Annotated in this window: 18 protein-coding genes; 10 read left to right on the plus strand and 8 right to left on the minus strand. The window is 69.4% G+C overall.

The window, feature by feature from the left end:
- Nucleotides 1-20: 20 nt before the first annotated feature.
- On the minus strand, nucleotides 21-788 hold the full coding sequence (locus QFZ50_RS01310; protein ID WP_307081138.1) for a hypothetical protein: 768 nt from the start codon (nucleotides 786-788) through the stop codon (nucleotides 21-23).
- 263 nt (nucleotides 789-1,051) lie between these two features.
- The gene (locus QFZ50_RS01315) at nucleotides 1,052-2,080 is read right to left on the minus strand and encodes a thermonuclease family protein (RefSeq protein WP_307081139.1); all 1,029 of its coding nucleotides are present in this window, start codon (nucleotides 2,078-2,080) and stop codon (nucleotides 1,052-1,054) included.
- Between the two features lie 706 nt (nucleotides 2,081-2,786).
- Between QFZ50_RS01315 and QFZ50_RS01320 the strand changes: the two genes are divergently transcribed.
- Nucleotides 2,787-3,674 carry a GmrSD restriction endonuclease domain-containing protein gene (locus QFZ50_RS01320; RefSeq protein ID WP_307081141.1) on the plus strand — a complete coding sequence of 296 codons (888 nt, stop codon included), beginning with the start codon at nucleotides 2,787-2,789 and terminating at the stop codon, nucleotides 3,672-3,674.
- Between the two features lie 77 nt (nucleotides 3,675-3,751).
- On the opposite strand, the gene QFZ50_RS01325 is transcribed toward QFZ50_RS01320, so the two are convergent.
- Nucleotides 3,752-4,654, minus strand: coding sequence for an aldo/keto reductase (locus tag QFZ50_RS01325; RefSeq protein ID WP_307081144.1), 903 nt, complete (start codon nucleotides 4,652-4,654; stop codon nucleotides 3,752-3,754).
- A gap of 79 nt (nucleotides 4,655-4,733) precedes the next feature.
- Here QFZ50_RS01325 and QFZ50_RS01330 point away from each other — a divergent pair, with 79 nt between their 5' ends.
- The 3 genes from QFZ50_RS01330 (at nucleotide 4,734) to QFZ50_RS01340 (ending at nucleotide 8,285) form a co-directional block, all read left to right on the plus strand.
- Nucleotides 4,734-5,351, plus strand: coding sequence for an FMN-binding negative transcriptional regulator (locus QFZ50_RS01330; RefSeq protein WP_307081146.1), 618 nt, complete (start codon nucleotides 4,734-4,736; stop codon nucleotides 5,349-5,351).
- A gap of 8 nt (nucleotides 5,352-5,359) precedes the next feature.
- Entirely contained in the window at nucleotides 5,360-6,862 is a 1,503-nt protein-coding gene (locus QFZ50_RS01335; protein ID WP_307081148.1) for an amidohydrolase, read from the plus strand.
- Nucleotides 6,863-6,995: 133 nt separating this feature from the next.
- A complete protein-coding gene (locus tag QFZ50_RS01340) occupies nucleotides 6,996-8,285 on the plus strand; it encodes a M20 family metallo-hydrolase (RefSeq protein ID WP_307081150.1) in 1,290 nt (429 codons plus the stop codon).
- A 55-nt stretch (nucleotides 8,286-8,340) separates the two neighbouring features.
- Here the strand turns inward: QFZ50_RS01340 and QFZ50_RS01345 are convergent, their stop codons facing one another.
- From QFZ50_RS01345 to QFZ50_RS01355, 3 genes are read right to left on the minus strand one after another with little or no spacing between them, the layout of a single operon-like run.
- Entirely contained in the window at nucleotides 8,341-9,636 is a 1,296-nt protein-coding gene (locus tag QFZ50_RS01345) for an ArgE/DapE family deacylase (RefSeq protein WP_307081152.1), read from the minus strand.
- On the minus strand, nucleotides 9,626-10,951 hold the full coding sequence (locus QFZ50_RS01350) for an MFS transporter (RefSeq protein WP_307081154.1): 1,326 nt from the start codon (nucleotides 10,949-10,951) through the stop codon (nucleotides 9,626-9,628). Before QFZ50_RS01350 ends, QFZ50_RS01345 begins: the two co-directional genes overlap by 11 nt.
- Nucleotides 10,952-10,953: 2 nt before the next feature.
- Entirely contained in the window at nucleotides 10,954-12,636 is a 1,683-nt protein-coding gene (locus tag QFZ50_RS01355) for an amidohydrolase (protein WP_307081156.1), read from the minus strand.
- Between the two features lie 113 nt (nucleotides 12,637-12,749).
- Here QFZ50_RS01355 and QFZ50_RS01360 point away from each other — a divergent pair, with 113 nt between their 5' ends.
- A complete protein-coding gene (locus QFZ50_RS01360; protein WP_307081158.1) occupies nucleotides 12,750-13,952 on the plus strand; it encodes a PucR family transcriptional regulator in 1,203 nt (400 codons plus the stop codon).
- Between the two features lie 52 nt (nucleotides 13,953-14,004).
- Here QFZ50_RS01360 and QFZ50_RS01365 read toward each other — a convergent pair whose 3' ends face one another.
- Nucleotides 14,005-15,039 (minus strand): LacI family DNA-binding transcriptional regulator, encoded by a 1,035-nt coding sequence (locus QFZ50_RS01365; RefSeq protein ID WP_307081160.1) that lies wholly within the window; start codon nucleotides 15,037-15,039, stop codon nucleotides 14,005-14,007.
- 185 nt (nucleotides 15,040-15,224) lie between these two features.
- Here QFZ50_RS01365 and QFZ50_RS01370 point away from each other — a divergent pair, with 185 nt between their 5' ends.
- Genes QFZ50_RS01370 through QFZ50_RS01390 form a run of 5 tightly spaced genes read left to right on the plus strand, consistent with a single transcriptional unit; the run spans nucleotide 15,225 to nucleotide 20,766 of the window.
- The gene (locus QFZ50_RS01370) at nucleotides 15,225-16,523 is read left to right on the plus strand and encodes a M20 family metallo-hydrolase (RefSeq protein ID WP_307081162.1); all 1,299 of its coding nucleotides are present in this window, start codon (nucleotides 15,225-15,227) and stop codon (nucleotides 16,521-16,523) included.
- Between the two features lie 58 nt (nucleotides 16,524-16,581).
- Nucleotides 16,582-17,337: a DUF5058 family protein gene (locus tag QFZ50_RS01375; RefSeq protein ID WP_307081164.1), complete on the plus strand. Its 756-nt coding sequence runs from the start codon at nucleotides 16,582-16,584 to the stop codon at nucleotides 17,335-17,337.
- A gap of 27 nt (nucleotides 17,338-17,364) precedes the next feature.
- A complete protein-coding gene (locus QFZ50_RS01380; protein ID WP_307081166.1) occupies nucleotides 17,365-18,093 on the plus strand; it encodes a hypothetical protein in 729 nt (242 codons plus the stop codon).
- A 31-nt stretch (nucleotides 18,094-18,124) separates the two neighbouring features.
- Nucleotides 18,125-19,360, plus strand: a complete 1,236-nt coding sequence (locus QFZ50_RS01385; protein ID WP_307081168.1) for an amidohydrolase — start codon at nucleotides 18,125-18,127, stop codon at nucleotides 19,358-19,360.
- Nucleotides 19,357-20,766, plus strand: coding sequence for an amidase (locus QFZ50_RS01390; protein ID WP_307081170.1), 1,410 nt, complete (start codon nucleotides 19,357-19,359; stop codon nucleotides 20,764-20,766). The genes QFZ50_RS01385 and QFZ50_RS01390 overlap by 4 nt, the downstream gene beginning before the upstream one ends.
- 8 nt (nucleotides 20,767-20,774) lie before the next feature.
- On the opposite strand, the gene QFZ50_RS01395 is transcribed toward QFZ50_RS01390, so the two are convergent.
- Complete coding sequence (locus QFZ50_RS01395) at nucleotides 20,775-21,824, minus strand: Lrp/AsnC family transcriptional regulator (RefSeq protein WP_307081172.1); 1,050 nt, start codon at nucleotides 21,822-21,824, stop codon at nucleotides 20,775-20,777.
- Nucleotides 21,825-21,952: the final 128 nt, after the last annotated feature.

The raw sequence follows: 21,952 nt of genomic DNA on the forward strand, positions 1-21,952 counted from the left end.
GGGGACACTTGCTCAGCAGCTTAAGGTGTCGCTCCGCCAAGTACATCCACGTGCACATGATCCAGGTGGCGCAAGATCTCATTCGCCGGCGCGGGGGCTTCGTAGTCGTGCCACTCACCGCGCGCGATTCGGGAGCTCCAGAACTGGTCGTCGAAAATGACGTACTGAATGTTCAGATCGTCGGCATGGGCAACCAGCCACTGCGCGAGTACCCACCCCTCCCGCCGGTTCTCCTCGGTCACGGGTCGGAAAAAGACATCGATCGCCCGCCCGTCGTAATGCGTGGAGTCACCGCCATGCCCGGAGCCCACACCGCCGGGCTCGAAACCGCCCAGGTTCTGCTCGCCGAACACGTCGGTCATCGCCGTTCGCACCTGCTCTGCACGGGGAGTCAGGCCGGTCGCTGTCAGCCGCTCCTCCTGCAAGTCACTGGCCGCTGAACCACGGCAGCTCAGGACAGGCCCAGCCTTGCCGGATCGACCATCAGCCAGGGCTTGAAGTGCAGCTTCGTCAAGGCTGGACGATTCTGTGGGCTCTACGCCACGGGCTCGAAGTGCTACCTCCGTCGTGGCACGTTTCGCCTCTTCTCGGCTGAGCTCGACCTCGTCGTCGGAAGTACGAACCACGCACTCCGGGCCAGCGAGAAGGGACCCACCTCCGGTTGACAGACTGCCGAGGACGTTCGGTCCTAAGAACACCAACGCTGAGCCGAGCACAGCGAGGATCAGTACGGTCACGAGCACCTGGAGCGGGCGGCGCTGACGGTCGCGCGGGACGCTGCCGGTCATGGGCGGGCCACCTCAGCGGACGAACGGGGGACAAGGCATGAGGTTCTCCTGGTCAGTGCACATCCGCAGGCGGCTAACGCCGCGAACCTGCTCGCCATGCTGGGTCCTCCTGTTGTGATGCCACGTACTTCCAGGTGCGGAGCGACCTACTGCTCAGGAAGTTAATTGACGGCAGGCATCAGTAGTTCCCCTCGGAGCAGGATCTCGAGGGGAACGAAGCGGTCGCCGCGTCATCGATCTGATGGCGCCGTGACCATGCAAGGTCAGCAGGGCCGCCAGCTCTTGCCACCCGGTGCGTAGCAGCGAGGACCGTTGTAGCCGGGGTAGGGGTTCTGAGCTGCAGGGGGAGCGGGAGGAATGTACTGCTGCGCAGGTGGGATGTAGGGCGCGGGGACGGGCGGAAGATTGCGGATCCGCTCCTGCTCTGCGGCAGCTGCCGCTTCGGCGGCCAGACGGTCAGCTTCGGCACGAGCATTGGCTTCTGCCTGAACCCGTTCGGCTTCGACGCGCGCAGCCTCCGCGGCCTCTGCCTGGATGCGTTCAGCCTCCACCCGCGCTGCCTCTGCCACCCTGGCGGCCTCTGCTTCGTCGGCAGCAGCTTCGGCTGCCTTCTCTGCTTCCTGCAGAGCCGTGGCTTTGGTGTTGGCGGAAGCCAGTGATTGCTCACCCTTCGTGATCTGGGTGTCGAGCTCGCGCGCCAAGGCCGCCGTGCGATCGGCTCCGAGAGCAAGCACGCGGACGGTGTCCTTTCCTGCTTCGAGCGCCTCTCGGGCGGCCTTCGCCGTCGTCAGGGCGGCGAGGATACCCGCGGCGGTTGCGGCCACGGCTGTTGCCGTCTCACCGGCCTGAGCGTCGGTTGCTTCAGTCAGTGCTTCCACGGCATCGGTCACTTCGGCCGGGAGGGTGCAGCCGGTAGCGACGTCCAGCAACCCGACGCCTTGCGCAGTCGCCTCGTTGTACGCCGCTTGCACCTCGTCGTAGTACTTCTTGTTCGGCTCGATGAGGACGGGGACGCCCAGGCCCACGCGGGCGAGTTCCGCGTTGACCAGGGTCTGGTCCTCGATGAACACAGCCGCCAGGACGCGGTCGTACTTGTCCGTGCGCTCGACATCGAAGTCCAGCGCGACCTTGGTCCCGGGAGGGGTCAACGACTCGAGCTTCTCGGTCGCCTCCGGGCCGAGGCACTCGACGGGCTTGTTCGGGTCCTTCGTTTCCGGAGTGTCGACGTTGAGCAGGCGCACCGTCTGGTCTTCGTCGTCGAAGTTGATGACAAGAGTGTCGCCGTCGATCACCCGCACCACGGTGCCCGCTTCGAAGTCGGCTGTCGCATCGCCGGACGGAGTGGAGCCGGTGCAGGCAGTCAGGGTTGTGGCGAGAACTGCCGCGGTCAGGAGGGTCGCCGGTGCTAGACGACGGAAAGGAGCATGATTCATGGATCTACTTCTGCGGGTGCGAATACGGGAGTGGTGAGGGGCCCAGCACGTCGAACTCTCTGCTGATGGAGGGCGATGGTCAGCCATCACTGCAGGGTTAGCTAGCCACTCAAGTGGACTCATGCAGCGTATCGACGGAAGCGGCGACGAATGCCAATCCTGAGCGAAAGCTGAGCGAGTGGGACGCGGAGAGGCACTGGGCAGGGGCCCTCGAGCCCGGTTGGTTGATTGGACAGACACGCAAGTACGCTGCAAACAACACATCGCATCTACCTGGGGGCATTCCATCAATTCACCGTTCCTTCCGCCTGCCCAAAAGACATTGCCAGAAGGGCCGCACCTGCGGCTCTCTGGGGTGATTGCCGTGGGAGCAGCCGTCGTCGCCCTGCTCGCCGGTTGCGGGGCCGGGCCGGCTGCAGAATCTGCATCGACGCCTGTCGCCCCAGTGAGCGAACAGGCCAGCGAAGCCAGCACCGCAAAGCCCTCCGTCACGCCGACGCCATCTCCCACCGCGAGCCCGACGCTGTCGGACGTGGCACCGCTGGATACCGACACGGTCGCGGACGTGACTGGCACGCCCCGTGCTCCGTCCGACCAGCCGGCGGCGAACACCACGGCGCTGGCCCTGCTGGAGACGCTGCCCATCAAGGGCCGGGCGCCGAAGACCGGCTACGACCGCGATCAGTTCGGTCAGGCCTGGGCCGACGTCGACCGCAATGGATGCGACACCCGAAACGACATGCTCAACCGCGACCTGACGGACATCGTGCACGCTAACTCCGTGCCCTGCAAGGTGCAGTCAGGTCTGCTGGACGACCCGTACACCGGGACCGAGATCCCGTTCCAGCGAGGCCAGTTGACCAGCACCAAGGTGCAGATCGATCACATCGTCGCGCTGTCGGACGCCTGGCAGAAGGGCGCGCAGCAGCTCACGCCCGACCAGCGCCTCGCGTTCGCCAACGACCCGCTGAACCTCCAGTCCACCGACGGCCCCACCAACCAGCAGAAGAGCGACGGCGACGCCGCCACCTGGCTGCCGCCGAACAAGGGCTACCGCTGCGAGTACGTGGCGCGGCAGATCTCGGTCAAGGCGACGTACACCCTGTGGGTCACGCAGGCCGAGCACGACGCCATGGCGGGCATACTGGCCGACTGCGCGGACATCCTTGCACCGACCAACCAGATGGCACCGTCCGTCGCAGCACCGGTGGAACCGGTCGAAGAGGCTGCGCCCGTCGTGGAGCCCGCTGCTCCTGCCCCGGCGCCCGTCGTGCCGGAACCGGCAGCACCGCCGGTTGTCGCTCCCGCTCCGGCAGCGCCGGCTCCAGCAGCGCCCTACTACGCGAACTGCGATGCGGTCCGCGCGGCGGGTGCAGCCCCGATTGCGGCCGGTTCGCCTGGTTTCCAGCCGAAGTTCGACCGCGATAAGGACGGGTGGGGCTGCGACAGCTAGCAGCTCGCACCAGACCGAACGACGGCGGGGCAGTCACCTGAGGTGACTGCCCCGCCGTCGTCGTTCAGCATGAGGCCCTACATTGACCAGGGCTCCGCGTGGATGTCCGTCTCGTCGGACCAGCGACGCTGCAGGGCGAACAGCTCCTCAACGATGTCCTGCGGCAGCGGCTCGATGGCCTGACTGAAGGCGAGCAGTTCCTTCAGGTTCTCCTCGCGGCTCGTCGAGCCGACGGTGGACACCACCTGCGGGGTGCTGTGGGCGAAGCGGATGCAGAACTCCGCCCAGCTCTCGACACCCGACCGCTCGAAGATCGGCGCCACCTCGACCGCGCGCTCCTGCAGGTAGGGCTTCCACGCAGCGCCGGGGACGTCGCGCAGGGTGTGGACGGGCGCTCCGGCCACGGTACGCATCGAGATGATGGCCTTGTCCTGTGCCAGCAGCTCGTCCCACAGCTCGTTGGACGCGAAGCGCTGCAGCGGGTTGAGGTAGAAGATGTAGCCGTCGATCAGCCTGTCGAGGTACCCGGCCCGGAGCGCCTTGAGCGGGGCCTCCGAGGTCCAGGGGAAGATCTCGAGGACGAAGCGCCGCACGAGGCCCTCGTCCTTGATGCGCTGCAGCTCGGCCAGGGTGGGCCCGCCGGTGACCATGTCGTCCGCGAACGCCCCGGCCCCGGTCAGCTGGCCGATGTCGATGGAACTGATCCCCAGGGGTTCGATGTTCTCGGCGACCGTGGCTCGCACGTCGTCGGCCGTCCCGCCGCCGAGCTTCACGATGACCGGCGGGATCTTGCTGGGCTCCTCGGCGATGGCGGCGCCGAGGACCTCGAGGGCGTGGTCGTACTGACGGGATGTGTGGAGCCAGAGGCCGGCGTCGATCGCCGTGCGCGCCATGGCGGCCTGCTGCTCGCGGGGGACGTCGTCGTGCCCGAGCCGCGTGGTGCCGTAGATGTACGGGGGGAGGTCTGCCAGGAGTTTCATTGCCTCAGGCTACCGGAGCAGGAAATGCCGCCCCGGGTGCGACGGGTCGGCGAGCTGCCGGTGTGACAGAGTGGCAGGCATGCGCCACACGCCACACTTCGTCCTGTCCGACGTCGGCGAGGTCAAGAGATTCGTCCGGGAGAATCCCTGGGCGACGATCGTGTCCTCACCGGCCGGCGGACTCGTGGCGTCCCACTACCCGGTGATGCTCGAAGAGACGTCCGAGGACAGCATCAGCATCATCAGTCATGTGGGGCGCCCCGACGAGCAGCTGCACGAACTCGGTGACCACGAGGTGCTGGTGATCATCCAGGGCCCGCACGGCTACATCTCGCCGGGCTGGTACCCCGAGGAGCAGATCGTCCCGACGTGGAACCACGTCACCGCACACCTGTACGGGAAGCCGGAGATCCTCTCCGACGAGGAGAACTTCAGGATGCTCGGCAAGCTGGTCGACACCTTCGAGGGCGTCATGCCCGAACCCTCCTCACTGACCCTGGACCTCGACGGATCGCGCCGCGTCGCCCGGGGGACAGTGGGGATCCGCCTCGTGGTGACCCGCTTCGACGCGCGGCTGAAGCTCAGCCAGAACAAGGACGCCGCGGTGGTCGGGCGGATCATCGACGAGCTCGAGCACGACGGGCCCTACGCGAACCCGGCCCTCGCCCACGAGATGCGGCGTGCACGGCGAGGATGAACAGCCAGGTGGGTGGCGTCCTTCTCCGCTCCGCGCGCCTGGTCGGTGCCGCCGGTGAGCCACTGGACCTCCTCGTCGAGAACGGGATCATCGCCGCCGCGGGCGCTGGCCTGGACCCCGGTGACGCCGGGACGGTGGATCTCGCCGGACGGTGGGTATCACCGGGTCTCTGGGATTCGCACGTGCACATGGACCAGTGGGCGCTCGTGCGCCAGCGCCTCGACCTGTCCTCGGCGACCTCCGCCGCCGGGGCTGCAGCACTGGTCGCCGGACGCCTGCACTCGCAGCCACCGGCGGCCGGACAGCCCCTGATCGGCTACGGCTTCCAGGACGGGCTGTGGCCGGATGCCCCGACGCGGCAACTGCTCGACGCCGTCGGGCCCGACGTGCCCATCGTGCTGGTCAGCAAGGACCTGCACGCGGCGTGGCTGAACACCAGGGCCCTCGCCCTCCACGGGCACGCCGAGCACCCCACGGGTGTGCTGCGCGAACAGGCCGCCTTCGATGTCAACGCCCGCATCAGCTCGGTCCCCGACGAGGACCTCGACGGCTGGGTGGCGGAGGCGGTCGACGCCGCGGCCGCCCGGGGCGTCGTCGGCGTCGTCGACCTCGAGATGACCTTCTCCCTCGACCGGTGGGCTCACCGTGTCGCCCGCGGCATCCGGGGCATGCGGGTCCGGGCCGGCGTGTACCCGCACGATCTCGACGCCGTCATCGCGAGGGGCTTGCGCACCGGGGACGTCATCGAAGGTACGGACGGCCTGGTGACGATGGGCCCGTTCAAGATCATCACCGACGGTTCGCTGAACACCCGGACCGCGTTCTGCCATGCACCGTATCCAGGCCTCGACGGTGCCCGTGAAGGCCGGGGGATCTGCACGGTCGACCGCGGCCGGCTCGTCGACCACCTCCGCCGCGCGTCGTCGGGAGGCCTCGTGCCCGCGGTCCACGCGATCGGGGACGCGGCGAACTCCCTCGCCCTCGACGCGTTCGAGGAGGTGGGCTGCGGCGGCAGCATCGAGCATGCCCAGCTCGTCGGCGAGGCCGACTTCGGACGCTTCGCGCGCCTCGGCATCATTGCCAGCGTCCAGCCCGAGCACGCGATGGATGACCGCGATGTCGCGGATCGTTACTGGCCGGGGAGGACCCACCGGGCCTTCGCCTTCGGGAGCCTGGTGGCAGCGGGCGCGGAGGTCAGGCTCGGCTCGGACGCACCGGTCGCGCCGCTCGACCCATGGGTCTCGATGGCCGCCGCCGTATCCCGTGCACGGGACGGGCGGTCACCCTGGCATCCCGAGCAGCGCATGCTGTCGTCGGTGGCACTCGCGGCGTCCACCGACGGGCGCACGATGCTTCGGCCGGGGTCCGTCGCGGATCTCGTGGTCACCGAACGGGACCCGCTCCAGGCAGACGACCACCAGCTGCGGAACCTCGCTGTGTCGGCGACCATGCTCGGGGGCCGGTGGACGCACTCCACCCTCGACGGCGACGCAGGAACTGTTCAGCGCTGATACCCGAGCCCGGGGCGATGCTGTGTGAAAGCACACTGCGGCTGCTCCAGGCCGTGGGGAAACGCCATCCCGGCAGGGCGGAGGCACTGGGACGATGGAAGGGACACCCAATCCCGCGTCAGAATGGACAGCCATGGGCAACGAAGCCGTAGCCACCCCGGACCCGTCGACCTTCGAGGGGAGGGACGCCGTCTTCCTTCAGGACTTCACCACGCTCTGCACCTTCGGTGCCACGCCCGGCGGGGGAGTGGAGCGGCAGGCGGGCTCCCCGGCAGACGGGGAGCAGCGTGCCTGGCTCACCGGACTGCTCACCGACCAGGGCTTCACGGTCCGCTTCGATCGGATCGGCAACCAGTTCGGGCTCCTGGAGCTCGTCCCCGGCGCACCCTACGTCCTCGTCGGCTCGCACCTCGACTCCCAGCCCTCGGCCGGCCGGTACGACGGCGCGTACGGCGTCCTCGCTGCCGCCCACGCGGCCTTCGCGCTCGCGGAGGAGTGGCGTGCCGCCGGTGACACCCCGCGCTACAACCTGGCGGTGGTGAACTGGTTCAACGAGGAGGGCGCCCGCTTCAAGCCGTCCATGATGGGCAGCTCCGTCTTCACCGGCAAGCTGCCCCTCGAGGACGCACTCGCCACCGAGGACCCCTCCGGCATCGCCGTCCGCGACGCCCTGGCGGCCACGGCGAGCCAGGGCACGCTCGACGGGCCCGAGCCGGCCTACTACGCCGAGATCCATATCGAACAGGGCCGCGGGATGGAGCGCGACGGCGTCACGATCGGCGCCGTCGAATCGAACTGGGCAGCCAACAAGTACGAGTTCGTGGTGCACGGCGAGCAGTCCCACACCGGCTCGACGGTCATGGCGGACCGACAGGACGCACTCCTGGGCGCGTCCCTCCTGGTGGTCGCCGCCCGGGACGTCGCGGACCAGTTCCCGGACGGTGTCCTCCACACCTCCGTCGGGCAGCTCGACGTCTACCCGAACTCGCCCGTCGTCGTCGCGTCCCGGGTGACGCTGCTGCTGGACCTCCGCTCGGCCGACGAGGAACTCCTCGCCGCCGCCGACAGGGCCCTGCACGAGCAGCTCCGGGTCATCGAGGATCGCGCACGGGTACGCATCGAGAAGACCGGCTCGCACTGCTGGGGCGTCACGCCCTACCAGCTCGAGGGCGTCGAGCTGGCGGAGAAACTCACGGCGAACCGGGGCCTCAAGCACGCCCGGGTCAAGACGCTCGCGGGCCACGACTCCACCAACATGAAGGACATCGTCCCGACCGTCATGCTGTTCGTCCCCTCGGTGGACGGCATCTCGCACAACGAACACGAGTACACCACCGACGCGGACATCGTGGACGGACTGCACGTACTGACCGACGTCGTCCGCGCGCTGTGCGCCGGGGAACTCGACCAGCCCGCAACCTGACCCCCCAACGAGAAGGAGCCCGGCCGATGGCCGGGCTCCTTCTCTCTCTGCACGCTCAGGCGGTCTCGGACACCCCGCACCAGGTCGCGATGAACAGGGCGATCGTCTTGGTCACGTTCCGGACGGATTCCACGGAGACCCGTTCGTCGAAGCCGTGGATGGACTCCGACGTCGGCCCGTACACCAGGGCGGGGATCCCGGCGTACAGCGAGAACACGCGGCCGTCGAGGTAGCCCGGCGTCGTGAAGCTCTGCAGCTCCGTGCCGGTGACCTCCCGGTGTGCCGTTGCCAGGGCCTCCTCGGCCGCTGACCCCTCCTCGAGGACGTAGCCCTCGGAGAAGAAGCCCGTGCGGACGGCGGAGATGTCCGCCTCGCTCTCGATCGACTGCAGGCAGTCCTCGATCTCCTGCCAGGCGTCCGCCGCAGAGATTCCGGGGTAGAGGGCTGCGCGGACGTCGAACTCGCACCAGGAGGGGACACTCGACGGCCAGTCACCCCCGGCGATGGTGCCGATGTTGAAGTTGATCGGATGCTCGAGGTCCTCGAAGTGCCGGTGGTTGCCCTTGTCCGCGTTCCAGCGGTCCTGCACCGTCCGGAGCTCCTGCATCACGGGGTAGGCGGCGTCGATCGCGTTGAAGCCCGAGGCCATCTCCCGCACGTGCGTGGGCTGGCCGGAGACGCGGACCCGGAACCAGATCACGCCCACGTTCGCGCGGACCAGCATGTCCTCCTCCGGTTCGGGGATGACGACGGCGTCCGCCGTGTACCCGCGCTGCAGGGCCGCGAGGGACCCGTTGCCGGTGCACTCCTCCTCGACCACGGACTGCAGGTGGATCCGTCCCTGCGGCGACAGGCCCGCGGCACGCACGGCGTCGAAGGCGAACAGGTTCGCGGCGAGCCCGGCCTTCATGTCCGCCACACCGCGCCCGTACATCCACCCGTCGATGACGGGCGCGTCCCAGGGGCTGCGCGACCACGTCTCCTCCGGGCCGGTGGGGACGACGTCCACGTGGCCGTTGAGGATCAGCGAGTGGCCCTCCGCGGGCCCCTCCGGCGTGTAGGTGCCGACGACATTGGTGAGGTCCTCGAACGCCACGGTGGTGGGGCCGTACCCGACATGGCCGGACAGGGACTCCTCCTCGAGCTGCCACCGGTCCATCGCCAGGCCCCGCTCCTGCAGGGCCTCGAAGAGGAGGTCCTGGGCACTGGCCTCCTGGGCGCGGACCGAGGGATGGCGGACGAGGTCGGCCGTGAAGGCGAGCTGCCGGTCGAAAGCGGCGTCGACGGCGTCGAGGATCCTGCGGCGCTGCCCGTCATCGAGGGGCGCGTCCGCTGCCGGGTTACTGGACAATGGCTTTGTCCTTCACGCGGAGGCGCTCGCCGAAGAACCCGCCGGCGGCGGTGATCAGCGAGACGACCATGAGCAGCAGGGCTGCGGTCCACGATCCGCCACCGGAGGCACCCTGCAGTGCGACGGCGATCAGCGGGAGGAACCCGCTCAGCGCACCGGCCAGGTTGTAGCCGAGGGACACACCGCTGTAGCGCAGGCGGGGCGGGAACAGCTCGGTGAGCAGGGCGCCGGTCACGGAGTAGGCGATGGAGAGGAACGCGATGCCGAGCGTCACGGCGAGGATGATCGCGGCGGGGTTTTTCGTGTCGATGAGCCAGAACAGCGGGAAGGCGGCGACGGCGGTGACGATGCCGCCGATGAACGTCATGCGGCCGGGGCCCACGCGCTCGCTGATGCGTCCCATGACGAGGACGACGGCGATCTGGAAGACCGCTGCGACGAGCGTCGCGTTGACCATGAGTCCGCGCTCGAGGCCGAGCGTCCCGGTCCCGTAGCTGATGACGAACGTCGTCATGACGTAGAAGCCACCGACCCCGAGGAACGCGGCGGCCACGGCGACGATCAGGCGGCCCCAGGCGTTCCGGAAGACCTCCAGGGCGGGGATCTTCGCGCGTTCCTCGAGCTTGACGAGCTCGCGGAAGATCGGCGACTCCTCGACCTTGAGGCGGATGTAGAGGGCGATGAGCAGCAGCGGGAAGGCGGCCAGGAACGGCAGGCGCCAGCCCCAGGAGTCGAAGGCCTCCGAGGGCAGCAGCAGCACCAGGGCGAAGGCGCCGGAGGACATGAGCGTGCCGACGGGCGATCCGACCTGGACGAGCGCGGCGAACCGGCCGCGCCTCTCGATCGGTGCGTGCTCGACGGCGATGGTCATCGCGCCGCCCCACTCACCGCCGACCGCCAGTCCCTGCAGGAGGCGCAGGACGGCGAGCATGATGGGCGCCGCGAGGCCGATGGTGCCGAAGTCCGGCAGGACGCCGATGAGCCCGGTGGCGCAGCCGATCATGACGATGGTGATGAGCAGGGCCGGACGGCGGCCGACGCGGTCTCCGATGAAGCCGAACAGCACGGCGCCGAGGGGACGTGCGGCGAAACCGACGCCGAAGGTCGCGAATGCGGCCAGCGTCGCAGCTGTCGGATCGAGGGTGGTGAAGAACAGGCGGTTGAAGACGATGGCCGCGGCCGTGCCGAAGAGGAAGTAGTCGTACCACTCGAGCGCGGTGCCGACGAACGCGGCGCGGGCGATCCTGCCGGCGTCGGCACCGCTCACCTTCGGGATGTCGGGCGGGGTGGTGGGTGTTGCCTCGGAGGGTTGCATGGTCAGGCTTCCTGGTCGGAGGGGTACGGGGTGGCAGGGACGGGGACGGCCGTCCGGGAGTCGAGGAACGCACCGCCGAAGACGCACTCGCCGCCGATGACGGTGGCGAGGACCTCGATGGCGCCGATGCGCTCCGGTGCTACGGAGGCGGGGTGGTCGGAGAGGACGACGAAGTCGGCGAGCTTGCCGGGTTCGAGGGTGCCGCGGCGCTGTTCGTCACCGGCGGCCCATGCCGCGTCGACGGTGTAGGCACGGAGGGCCGCCTCTGCGTCGACACGTTCGTCGGGGCCGAGGACGGCGCCCGCGGAGGTGAGGCGCTGGACCATGGACTGCATGCCGAGCAGGGGAGCGCCGCTGGCGACGGGGCGGTCCGAGCTGCCGGGTACCCGTACGCCGGAGGCGAGGAACGAGCGGTGGCGGTACAGCCAGGGTTCGCGCTCGGCGCCGATGGCCGCGGCCAGGGTGTCGCCCACCTCGTACAGGAAGTGCGGCTGCGGGACGGGGGTGACACCGAGCTCCGCGAACCGGGCCAGCTGGTCGGGGCGCACCATGCCGGCGTGCTCGATCCGGTGGCGGGCCTCGGGCCGGGGCAGTTCCTGCTGCGCCGCCGCGAACGCGTCGAGGGCGACGTCGACGGCGGAGTCCCCGATGGCGTGCGCCGCGACGGTCCAGCCCGAGCGGTGCGCCGCGATGATCCGGCGGGTCAGCTCCTCGATCGAGAGCTGGAACGCACCCGTGCCATGGGCGTGGTCGCAGAACGGCTCGGTCACGGCCGCGGTGCGCCCGATCAGCGATCCGTCCACGAAGATCTTCATCGCGCCGACCCGGACGGCGTCGTCGCCGAAGCCCGTGGAGATCCCGAGGTCCAGGCCGAAGTCGATGCCGTCGTCGTCGTGCGAGGTGACCGGATGCAGGGCGTCGCTGGCCACCATGAGCTGCACGCGCGTCCTGAGGCCACCCTGCCGGCGGGCGAGCGTGTAGGCGGTGAGTTCGACGGGGCTGCGCCCGATCCACCCGCCGCCGATGCCGGCCTCCACGACGTGCGTCAGGCCCTCCGAGGCGTAGACCTCGCTGGCCGCGCCGATCGCGGCGGCCAGATCCGCCACGGGGTAGGGCACCACGAGGGCGGTCACGAGCTTCTGGGCCTGCTCCTCCAGCAGTCCGGTGGGTCCGTCGGCGTCCTCCACGATCTTCCCGCCCTCCGGTGTCTCCACCGATCCGTCGAGGACGCCGGCAAGATCGAGGACGGCCGAGTTCACGGTGCACATGTGGCCGGACCGGTGCTTGAGCCATACCGGGCGGCCCGGGGCGGCGGCGTCCAGCTGGGCGCGGTGCGGGTGCTCGCCGAGCACTGTGTCGTCGTAGCCGGAACCCACGAGCCACTGGCCGTCGTCGAGCGTCGCGGCGAAGCCCTCCACCGCTGCATACAGCTCGTCGGAGGTGCGGCAGCCGCTGAGGTCCAACTCGCCGAGCGACTGGCCGAACCAGGCCATGTGATTGTGAGAATCTCCAAAACCGGGCACGACGACGGCCTGGTCGGCGTCGATCGTCCGGCGTGCCGGGAGGTCGGCGATGTCGTCGTCGAATCCGACGATGGTGCCGTGGAGGATGCCCATCGAGTGGGCGGTGGGCCTGTCCTCGTTCAGCGTGAAGAGTCTGGCGTTCGTGATCGTGAGATCGAGCATGGCTGTCCTGGGAGGTGGAGAGGCGGTGGTGATGCCGATTCCTACCAGTGTGGTCCCCGTCACCTGCGCCCACAATGGAGGGATGGCACCGCCTCCCGCCGTAAAATGGGCGTATGCCCAAGGAGATCGAACCGCCGCTCCGCGAACCGTCCAGATCGGTGCTCTCCGACGTCGTCACCCGCTGCCTCGCGGACATCGACGGCATCGCCGAGCGGTTCCTCATCGATGTGCAGGACATCGAGGGCTATGCGGGCTCGCCGGTGCAGGACAAGGATCTGCGCGAGACGGCCGTCGCCTCGATGGAGCTGCTCCTGCGGATCGTGGGCGGCCTGCCCGTCCCCGACCGCCTCGCCGGGATCTCCGATGCCCTCGGTCATCGCCGCGCACATCAGGGGGTCCCCCTGGAATCCCTGCTGCAGGCCGTACGGATGGACTTCCGGATCCTCTGGACGGACATGCTCGCCCGGGTCCCGGCGGCATCGCTGTCCGATTTCACGCAGGACGCCGTGCGTGTCTGGGAGGCCGTGGAGTTCCACACCACCCGCGTCCACGCCGGCTACATGGACGAACTGGCCTCGATGGCCCACGAGAAGGAGCAGCAGCGGGCGTTCCTCCTGTCACGGCTGCTGTCCTCGGACGGGCGGGACGCACAGCTTCTCGGCCAGGCGGCGCGGGCGCTGGGGGTGGCGTCCTCGGGGGCCTTCGTCGTGGCCGTCGGCGTAGAGAGCGCACGGAAGGAATTCCGGGCAGGCGTCGCCCGCGCGCAGGCGGAGGAGTACCTGCACGAGCGTGACGGTGCCCTGATCCTCATCCTCGAGGACCGGCGCCCGGCCTCCGGCAGGACGGGCACGGAGGTGCCGGTCTGGCTGACCAGGCTCAGGTGCTTCGTGGCACCCGTGGCGGAGTCCCTGGCGGAGGTCCCGAAGATGGTCCGTGTGGCGCTCGAGGCGGTGGCCGTCCTCGACCTGGCCGCGCCCGGGCACCAGACCATCCGCCAGGCCTGGGGTCCCGTGGCGGCGGAGCGGCTGGGAGAGTTCGGCGAGGTGCTCGGGGACGCGGTGCTTGCACCCCTGGCCGGCATCCCGGTCGCGGAGTCGGACCGCCTCGTCGAGACGGTCCTCGCCTACGTGCAGACCGGATCGGTGTCGCGGGCGGCGCAGCAGCTGTACTGCCACCGCAACACGGTGCTCAACCGGCTGGCACGCGTGCACCAGCTCACCGGGTACGACCCGGCCGTCCCCACCGATGCCGCCACCCTGCTGGCGGCCCTGAACTGCCGCTCGCGCCGGCAGCCGGGTGAGCTGTTCGGCCGGTGACAGCTTCGCCGGCGTCGTTCCTCCCGCGGCTGGCCGTGGCGTCGACGATGGGTCAGGCCCGCAGGGCGGGAGTGGTTGCCCGCACCACGAGTTCCGGCGGCAGCAGAATGTCCTGCGTGGCTTCGCCCCGGAGGGTCCTCAGCAGGGTCTGCACACTCAGGGTCCCCATCGCCACGAGATCGCTCCGCACGGACGTGAGGGGAACGGGAAGCGTGGCAGCCAGGTCGAGATCGTTGTAGCCGATGAGCGCCACATCCTCGCCGACCCGCTTCCCGGCGTCGCGGATGGCCCCCATCGCCCCGAGGGCGAGGAGGTCGTGGACGGCGAAGATGGCGGTGGGTGGGTCCGGCAGCCGCAGGAGCTGGTGTCCCGCTTCCAGCCCTGAGGGCGTGCTGAACGTCGACTGCACGACGGAGGAATCGGGCAGGGGGTAGCCGGCGGCTTCGAAGACCCTGCGGAAACCGAGCGTGCGCTCGCGGCCCGTACTCGCCAGCTGGTCTCCCGCGATCACGCCGACCCGGCGGTGCCCGAGGGCGAGGAGGTGCTCGGCGGCGAGCTGCCCGCCACGGTAGTCGTCCGTGGTGACGGACAGGTGCCCCTCGAGCTTGCGCATGACGAGCACGTAGGGGACGCCGCGGGCCCGGAGTTCGTGCGCGGCGGTGTCCCCGCTGTGTGAATCACCGATGATGACGCCGTCGATCCGCCGCGAGAGCATCGCGTCCAGGCGCATCCGGCGGTGCTCGGGGTCGTCCAGGGTGTTGGCGACGACGGTTCCGTAGCCGGCGGCGCTGGCCTCAGCGTCGATGCTCTCGTAGATCGAGGCGAGCACGAGGTCGGTGAGGCGTGGCACGAGGACGCCGATCAGGCGGGACGACCCCGTCCTGAGGCCCGCCGCACCGACATCGCGCCGGTACCCGAGGACGGCCGCGAGCTCGCGCACGCGCCGCACGGTGTCGGCGCCGATGCCGGCGGGGTTCTCGCTCAGGGCCCGCGATGCCGTGGAGACATGCACCTGCGCATGGCGTGCGACGGTCGCGAGGGTCACGGGGCGTGCCCGCGCCGGCTGCCCGCTGGGATCTTCCTTCATCGCCCTGAGTCTAGGGCTCCTGCGGCGTCGCGTACCGCGCGTCGCCGCCCGTTTCGCAAAGGTTTGCGCCGGGCGGGAGGCGGAAAGGGTGGGGTGAAGGGTTCACCTCACGGAAACATTGACGAAACCCGCCGCCTGTAGTGTGATGAGCACCACACTTTCCCTGCAGACCCCTCTGTAGCGGGATGCGCAAACGATTGCACGAAGGACTGATTCTTCTGTCCCAGACGATCTCTCTCGAGACCTCCGATCGGCTCGGTTCCGGAGTCGCCGAGCTCTCCGCCTTCCGCGCCGATGACCGGCCGGGCTGGACCCGGGAGGTGTTCAGCGAGCCGTACCGGGCGTCGCGGGACTGGACCGCGGCCCGCATGCGCGAAGCAGGGCTCGAGGTCCACGTGGACGCCGCCGGCAACATCGTGGGGCGGCTGGCGGGCCGCGTGCCGTCCGCTCCGGCGCTCGTCACCGGATCGCACACCGACACGGTGGACGGCGGCGGGCGATTCGACGGCATCGTCGGCGTCCTCGGGTCGATCGAGGCCGCCCGGCTGCTGCAGGACTCCGGGAGGCAGCTCGAGCGGGACCTGCTGGTGGTCGACTTCCTCGGGGAGGAATCGAACGTCTTCGGCCTCAGTTGCCTCGGGAGCCGGTCCGCGGCGCAGGAGATGACGCGCGAGGATCTCGAACGGCGCGACTACCGCGGCGTGAGCCTCGGCCAGGCCTACACGGACTTCGGTCTCGACCCCTCCCGGCTCTCGGACGTGCCGTGGGCGAAGGACCCCCTGCACGCCTTCGTCGAACTGCACATCGAGCAGGGCCCCACCCTCGAGAAGCGGGGGCTGCCCCTGGGCATCGTCACCGCCATCACCGGGATCGAGCGCTTCATCGCCACCTTCGCCGGGTCCGCCGGCCATGCGGGAACCACCTCGATGGAGGACCGCCGCGACGCCATGGTCGCCGCCGCCGAAGCCGTCCTGGCAGTGCGCGCCGAGGGGTGCGGCGCGCCCACCCACGGCGTCGCGACATCGACCCGCGTGGAGTCGGAATCTCGGTCACCGAACGTGGTGCCCTCCCTCGTCCGCATGTACAGCGAGGTGCGCAGTGTCGACTCCTCCTGGCTGTCCGGGGTCAAGGGCCGGCTCACCGCGGACATCGCCGCGAAGGCGGCCGATCTCGGCGTCGACGTCGGCTTCGAGTGGTCCACGGACAACACGGTGGTGCAGGCGGACCGGGGTGTGCAGGACGTGGCGGGCGCGGCCGCCGACGCCCTCGGACTCCCGTGGATGCCGATCCCCAGCGGGGCCACGCACGACGCCGTGCACATGGCCTCCCTCGCACCCATGGGCATGATCTTCATCCCATCGAAGAACGGCAAGAGCCATTGCCCCGAGGAGTTCAGCAGTACCGACGACATCGCCGTGGGCGTGCACGCGCTCGTGGCGACCCTCCGACACCTCGACGGTGCCGACACACACACGTCCGCCTGACCACCCGCCTGACCATCTGCCCGCCCGACTTCCGCCCGCCCTGCCGACTGGAGCTCCCATGGAAACCGCACCGACTCCCGAGGGACTGTCCACGGACATCCTTGCGATCGCCAACCTGCCCGTCCTCTGGATCCTCGCCATCGGCGTCTTCGGCGCCATCATCGTGCAGTCCCTCATCTACATGAAGGCCGCCAGGAAAGCGGGCCCCGCGGCGGACATCTCCGCGGAGGAACTGCGGACGTCCTTCCGGGCGGGAGCCATCGCGGCGATCGGCCCATCGCTGGCCGTGGTGCTCGTCAGCATCGCCCTCCTCACACTGTTCGGCACGCCGGCCGTCCTCGTGCGGATCGGCCTCGTCGGCTCCGCAGCCACCGAGTCGGCGTCCGCGAGCCTCGCCGCGGGCACCATGGGTGCCACCCTCGGCGGCGCCGACTACACGCAGGCGGTGTTCGTGGTCGCCTTCATGGCCATGAGCCTCTCCGGCGCCGGTTGGATGCTCGCGACGCTCGTGCTGACGCCGGTGCTGCGCAGGGGGGATACCAAGCTCCGCCGCGTCAACCCCGCCCTGATGGCCATCGTGCCTGCCGCCGCCCTGATCGGGGCCTTCGCGAGCCTCGGCATCGCCGAACTCGGCAAGACACCCGTCCACATCCTCTCCGTCATCGTCTCGGCCGTGACGATGGGCGTGTGCATCCTCCTCGCGAACAGGACCTCCGCGACCTGGCTGAGGGAGTGGGGCCTCGGCATCTCGATCATCGTCGGACTGTTCGCCGCCTACATCGCCCACACCTCCGGCATGGCTCCCACCGCCTAGGCAGTACCTCACCCGAAAGGAACCACCATGTCTGCTGCAGATACTGCCGTCACCCCCTCCGCCTCACTCGCCGAGTTCGACCGCACCACCTCCCGCTGGGGCCAGCTCACCATGGGCGCCGCGCTCCTGTTCTCCCTCGCCGCCCCGCTCTACCTCGTGCTGTCCACCGACCTGGGTATCACCGGCGGGATGATCTGGACGGCCTATCTCGCCGTCGCCGCCGCGTTCTTCGTGCTCTGGTTCGTGGAGCCCATCACCTACTACCCGGTGCTCGGCCCGGCCGCGATGTACCAGGCGTTCATGATCGGCAACATCGCCAACAAGCTCCTGCCCTCGGCCCTCGTGGCACAGGCCGCCATCGGAGCAAAGGCCGGTACCAAGCGCGGCGAGTTCGCGGCCCTCATGGCCATCTGCGGCGCGGCGATGGTCCACGTCGTCTCGATGCTCCTGTTCGTCGGGATCCTCGGGACCTGGCTGGTCAGCATCATCCCCACCGACATCGTCGACGTGGCCCGGCTCTACATCTTCCCGGCCATCATCGGCGGGGTGCTCGTCCAGCTCATCGTCACCATGAAGCAGCCCCGCGTCACAGTGATCGCCGTCGTCGTCGCCGTCGTGGTGCTCTTCGTCCTGGTGCCGGCAGTGCCCGCACTCGCCAAGCCGGCCACCGGCGTCGTCGTCCTGATCACCGCCGTCCTGGCCTGGTTCCTGCGCTCGCGCAAGGCGACCGCCACACCCACCACGCTCGTCAACTAGGCTCCCAGACAGACCCGCCCGAAAGGACACCATGACCATCGACACCGCCGTCTTCAACCTCTCCGACGCCGACACCACCGCGATGCACGAGCTGTACCGGCACCTCCACGCCCACCCGGAGCTCTCCATGCAGGAGACGCACACCGCCGCGTTCATCCTCGAGAAGCTGAACCACCTCGGGATGGAGACCTTCCTGTGCGGGGGGACCGGCGTCGTCGGGATCCTGCGCAACGGCGACGGCCCGGTGGTCGGCTACCGGGCCGACACGGACGGACTGCCCATCGCGGAGGACACCGGCCTCGACTACGCGAGCACGGCGGCCGGCAACCTCGCCGACGGCACCGATGTCCCGGTGATGCACGGCTGCGGCCACGACACCCACATGACCGTGGGCCTGACCGCCGCCCAGCTGCTGGCCGAGAGCCGCGAGGCGTGGTCCGGCACCGTGGTGTTCATCTTCCAGCCCGGCGAGGAGACCGGCGAGGGCGCCGAGGCCATGGTGGAGGACGGACTGTGGGACAAGGCGCCGAAACCCGAGATCATCTACGGACAGCACGTCTGGCCGGGACTCGCCGGCACCGTGAACATCAGCAAGGGCACGGCCATGGCGATGGCGGACTCCTGGAAGGTGACCGTGCACGGCAAGCAGGCCCACGGGTCGCAGCCGGAGCAGTCGATCGACCCGATCGTGCTCGGTGCGCACATGATCGTGCGGATCCAGACCATCGTGTCCCGCGAGGTGCATCCGATGAAGTCCGCCGTGGTCACCATCGGCACGTTCCACGGCGGGCTGAAGGAGAACATCATCCCGGCGTCGGCCGAATTCACGCTCAATGTACGCACCTTCGACGTCGACGTGCGCGAGCGCGTCCTCGGCTCGCTGCGGCGCATCATCAGCGCCGAGGCTGCTGCGTCGGGTGCACCGGAACCGGTCATCGAGGAGATCACGAACTTCCCCCAGTGCTACAACGACCCTGCTTCGACGGAGGATCTGATGGCCGTGCTCGGCGAGGTGCTGGGCGAGGACGCCGTCATCGAGTCCCCGCCCGTGATGGGCAGCGAGGACTTCGGCCTCCTGGCCGAGGCCATCGGCGTGCCCAGCGTCTACTGGTTCTTTGGCGGGCACCCGCAGGAGCTGCTCGACGGCGACGACCCCGTCCCGGGCAACCACTCGCCGTACTTCGCGCCGGCGATCGAGCCGACGCTCTCCACGGGAGTGCGGGCGGCGATGACGGCTCTGCTGTCCAAGGTCGGGACCACCGCGTGACCAGTGCGCTCTCCGACCTGTCCGCCGTCGAACTGACGGGAGCCATCCGCAGCCGTGACGTGTCCGCCCGGGAGGCGCTGGACGCGCACTTCGCGCGGATCGATGCGGTTAACGGATCGATCAACGCCGTCGTCACGGAGGACCGCGAGGGCGCTGCGGCGCTCGCGGCCGCCGCCGACGAGCTGACGGCATCGGGCGCCGACCTCCCGCCGCTGCACGGGCTGCCGATGACCCACAAGGACACGCACAACACCAAGGGGCTGCGCACGACACAGGGATCGGCGGTCTTCCGGGACTTCGTGCCGACGGTCGACGACCTGATCATCGCTCGGTTGAAGAACGCGGGCGCGGTGACGACCGGCAAGACGAACGTGCCGGAGTTCGCCGCCGGTTCGCACACCTTCAACGAGGTGTTCGGTACGACGGTGAACCCGTACGACGCCACCCGCAGCGCCGGCGGCAGCAGCGGGGGAGTGGCGGCCTCGATCGCCGCGCGCATCCAGCCGCTCGGCGACGGCAGCGACATGGGCGGCTCGCTGCGCATCCCCGCGTCGTTCTGCAACGTGGTCGGGTACCGGCCCTCGATCGGGGTCGTCCCGTCCGTACCGACGCGCAACGCCTGGGCATGGCTGGCACGCAACGGACTGATGGCGCGCGACGTCGAGGACATCGCCCTCGGGATGACGGCGATCGCCGGTGCCGATCCGGCCATCCCGTACGCCTACCCCGTGGAGGGCTCCTTCGCAGCCCCGCTGCAGCGGGACCTGACCGGGCTGCGCGTCGGCTGGTCGCCCGACTTCGGGGTCGGCGTGCCCGTGGACCGGGAGGTGCTGCGGGTCCTCGAGGGACAGCTGCAGGTCTTCGCCGACCTGGGCGCCATCGTCGAGGAGGCCGCGCCGGATCTGCGGGACGCCGATCAGGTGTTCGGCACGACCCGCGCCTTCGACTTCGTGCTGGGCCTCGGCGAGCTCGTGCAGAAGCACGGCGAGGCGATCAAACCCGAGATCCGGTGGAACGTGGACCAGGGGCTGCAGCTCACGGCGCAGGACATGGTCGACGCCGCCGTCGCACGGACCCGGCTCGATACGAGTGTGCGGCGCTACTTCGGGCGGTACGACGTATTCGCGAGTCCGGCGGCGCAGGTGCTGCCGTTCGACGCCGCGGAGCGGTATCCGACGTCGGTGAACGGGGTGGAGTTCGAGACGTACCTGGACTGGATGCGCTCGGCCTGCCTGGTCTCGGCGACCGGGCTGCCCGCGGTGTCGGTCCCGGCGGGTTTCAGCGAGGGCGGCCTGCCCGTGGGGCTGCAGCTGGTGATGCCGCACGGCAGCGACGTGGAGCTGCTGCAGGTGGCGTATGCGTTCGAGCAGGCGACCGGGTGGGCGAAGCGGGCGCCGGAGCTGTAGGGCTTCCGCTAGCGCCGGAGGAGACCCTCGACCTGGTTCCCGATCAGTACCCCGTCCCGGTCCATCCAGTAACGCCGCAGCACACTCAGGCCCACGCAGGTATCCATGGACTGGACGCCGGGCAGCGCCCCGATCTCCTCGGTGATGAAGTGGGCCAGCTCTGCCGGCCCGGAGAACACCCCGTTGTAGATGACCGATGCCTTTCCGGTGACCATCGACACCATGCGGGCCGACTTCTGCCCGCTCAGCTCCTCCAGCACGCCGGCGATGGACCTGGGCTTGAGCTGGAGGGAGATGATGGCGTTGAGGGGGAATCCGGCGGCCGCGGGTTCGACCTCGACACGCGGGGACACCGCGCCGCTGCCCAGCAGGAGCTGCATCCCCCGATAGGCCGATGAACTGCTGATGCCGAGCTGTCGGGCCGCCTCGGCCGCGGAGATCCGGGCGTTGGCCCCGAGCTCCGCCATGATTCTCACTTCGACGTCGCTCAGGTCCTCGAGCCCGCCGATCGGTGGCCTGTTGACGGGGATGACGTAGGTCTGGAGCGCGGCCTGCTGCTCGTCGGACAGACGCTGGAGGCGCCATGACTGGCCCACCCGCTGGGATTCGAGCACCAACTGGCTCTCCGTGGAGGCCACCCCGGGAATCGATGGGATGGTCCGCGTGAGGAGCTCGTCGATGTCGGTCCCGTGCAGGGGGAAGAGGTCCGCATAGATGTCTGCACTCCCCGTCGTGAGCAGGAGGAACTGGATCTCCGGGATCGCCTTCAACGCCTCGGCGACGTCGGGCGCCCTGCCGGGCGTACACCGGAACCACAGCTGCCGGGGATTCCCCGACGTGACGAGCGGCCAGGCGAAGCGCCCGATGACCCTCACCAGCCGCTCGCGCTGGAGGCGGTTCAGCCGTCGGGTGATGGTACTCGTGGGCTCGTCCAGGATCTCGGCGAGGGCATTCGCCGGCACCCGGGGTGCGTGCTGCAGGGCGGCGACGATATCGAGATCTGTCTCATCCATGGCGGCGGGCCGGCTCGGGGGCTGCAGGGTCGGTACTGCGGTCATGCTGTCGAGACTACAGGTGGGTTGTTCACTCTGTACTGGGTTGTCGCTGGTTTTTCTCATATGAGGAGAGATTCCTGAACGAATTAACCGTAAAGGGTTGCCTGGCCGAACGAATCAGCTTACGTTGA

Origin of the sequence: Arthrobacter agilis, from assembly GCF_030816075.1 — a bacterium.
GTDB lineage: Bacteria > Actinomycetota > Actinomycetes > Actinomycetales > Micrococcaceae > Arthrobacter_D > Arthrobacter_D agilis_E.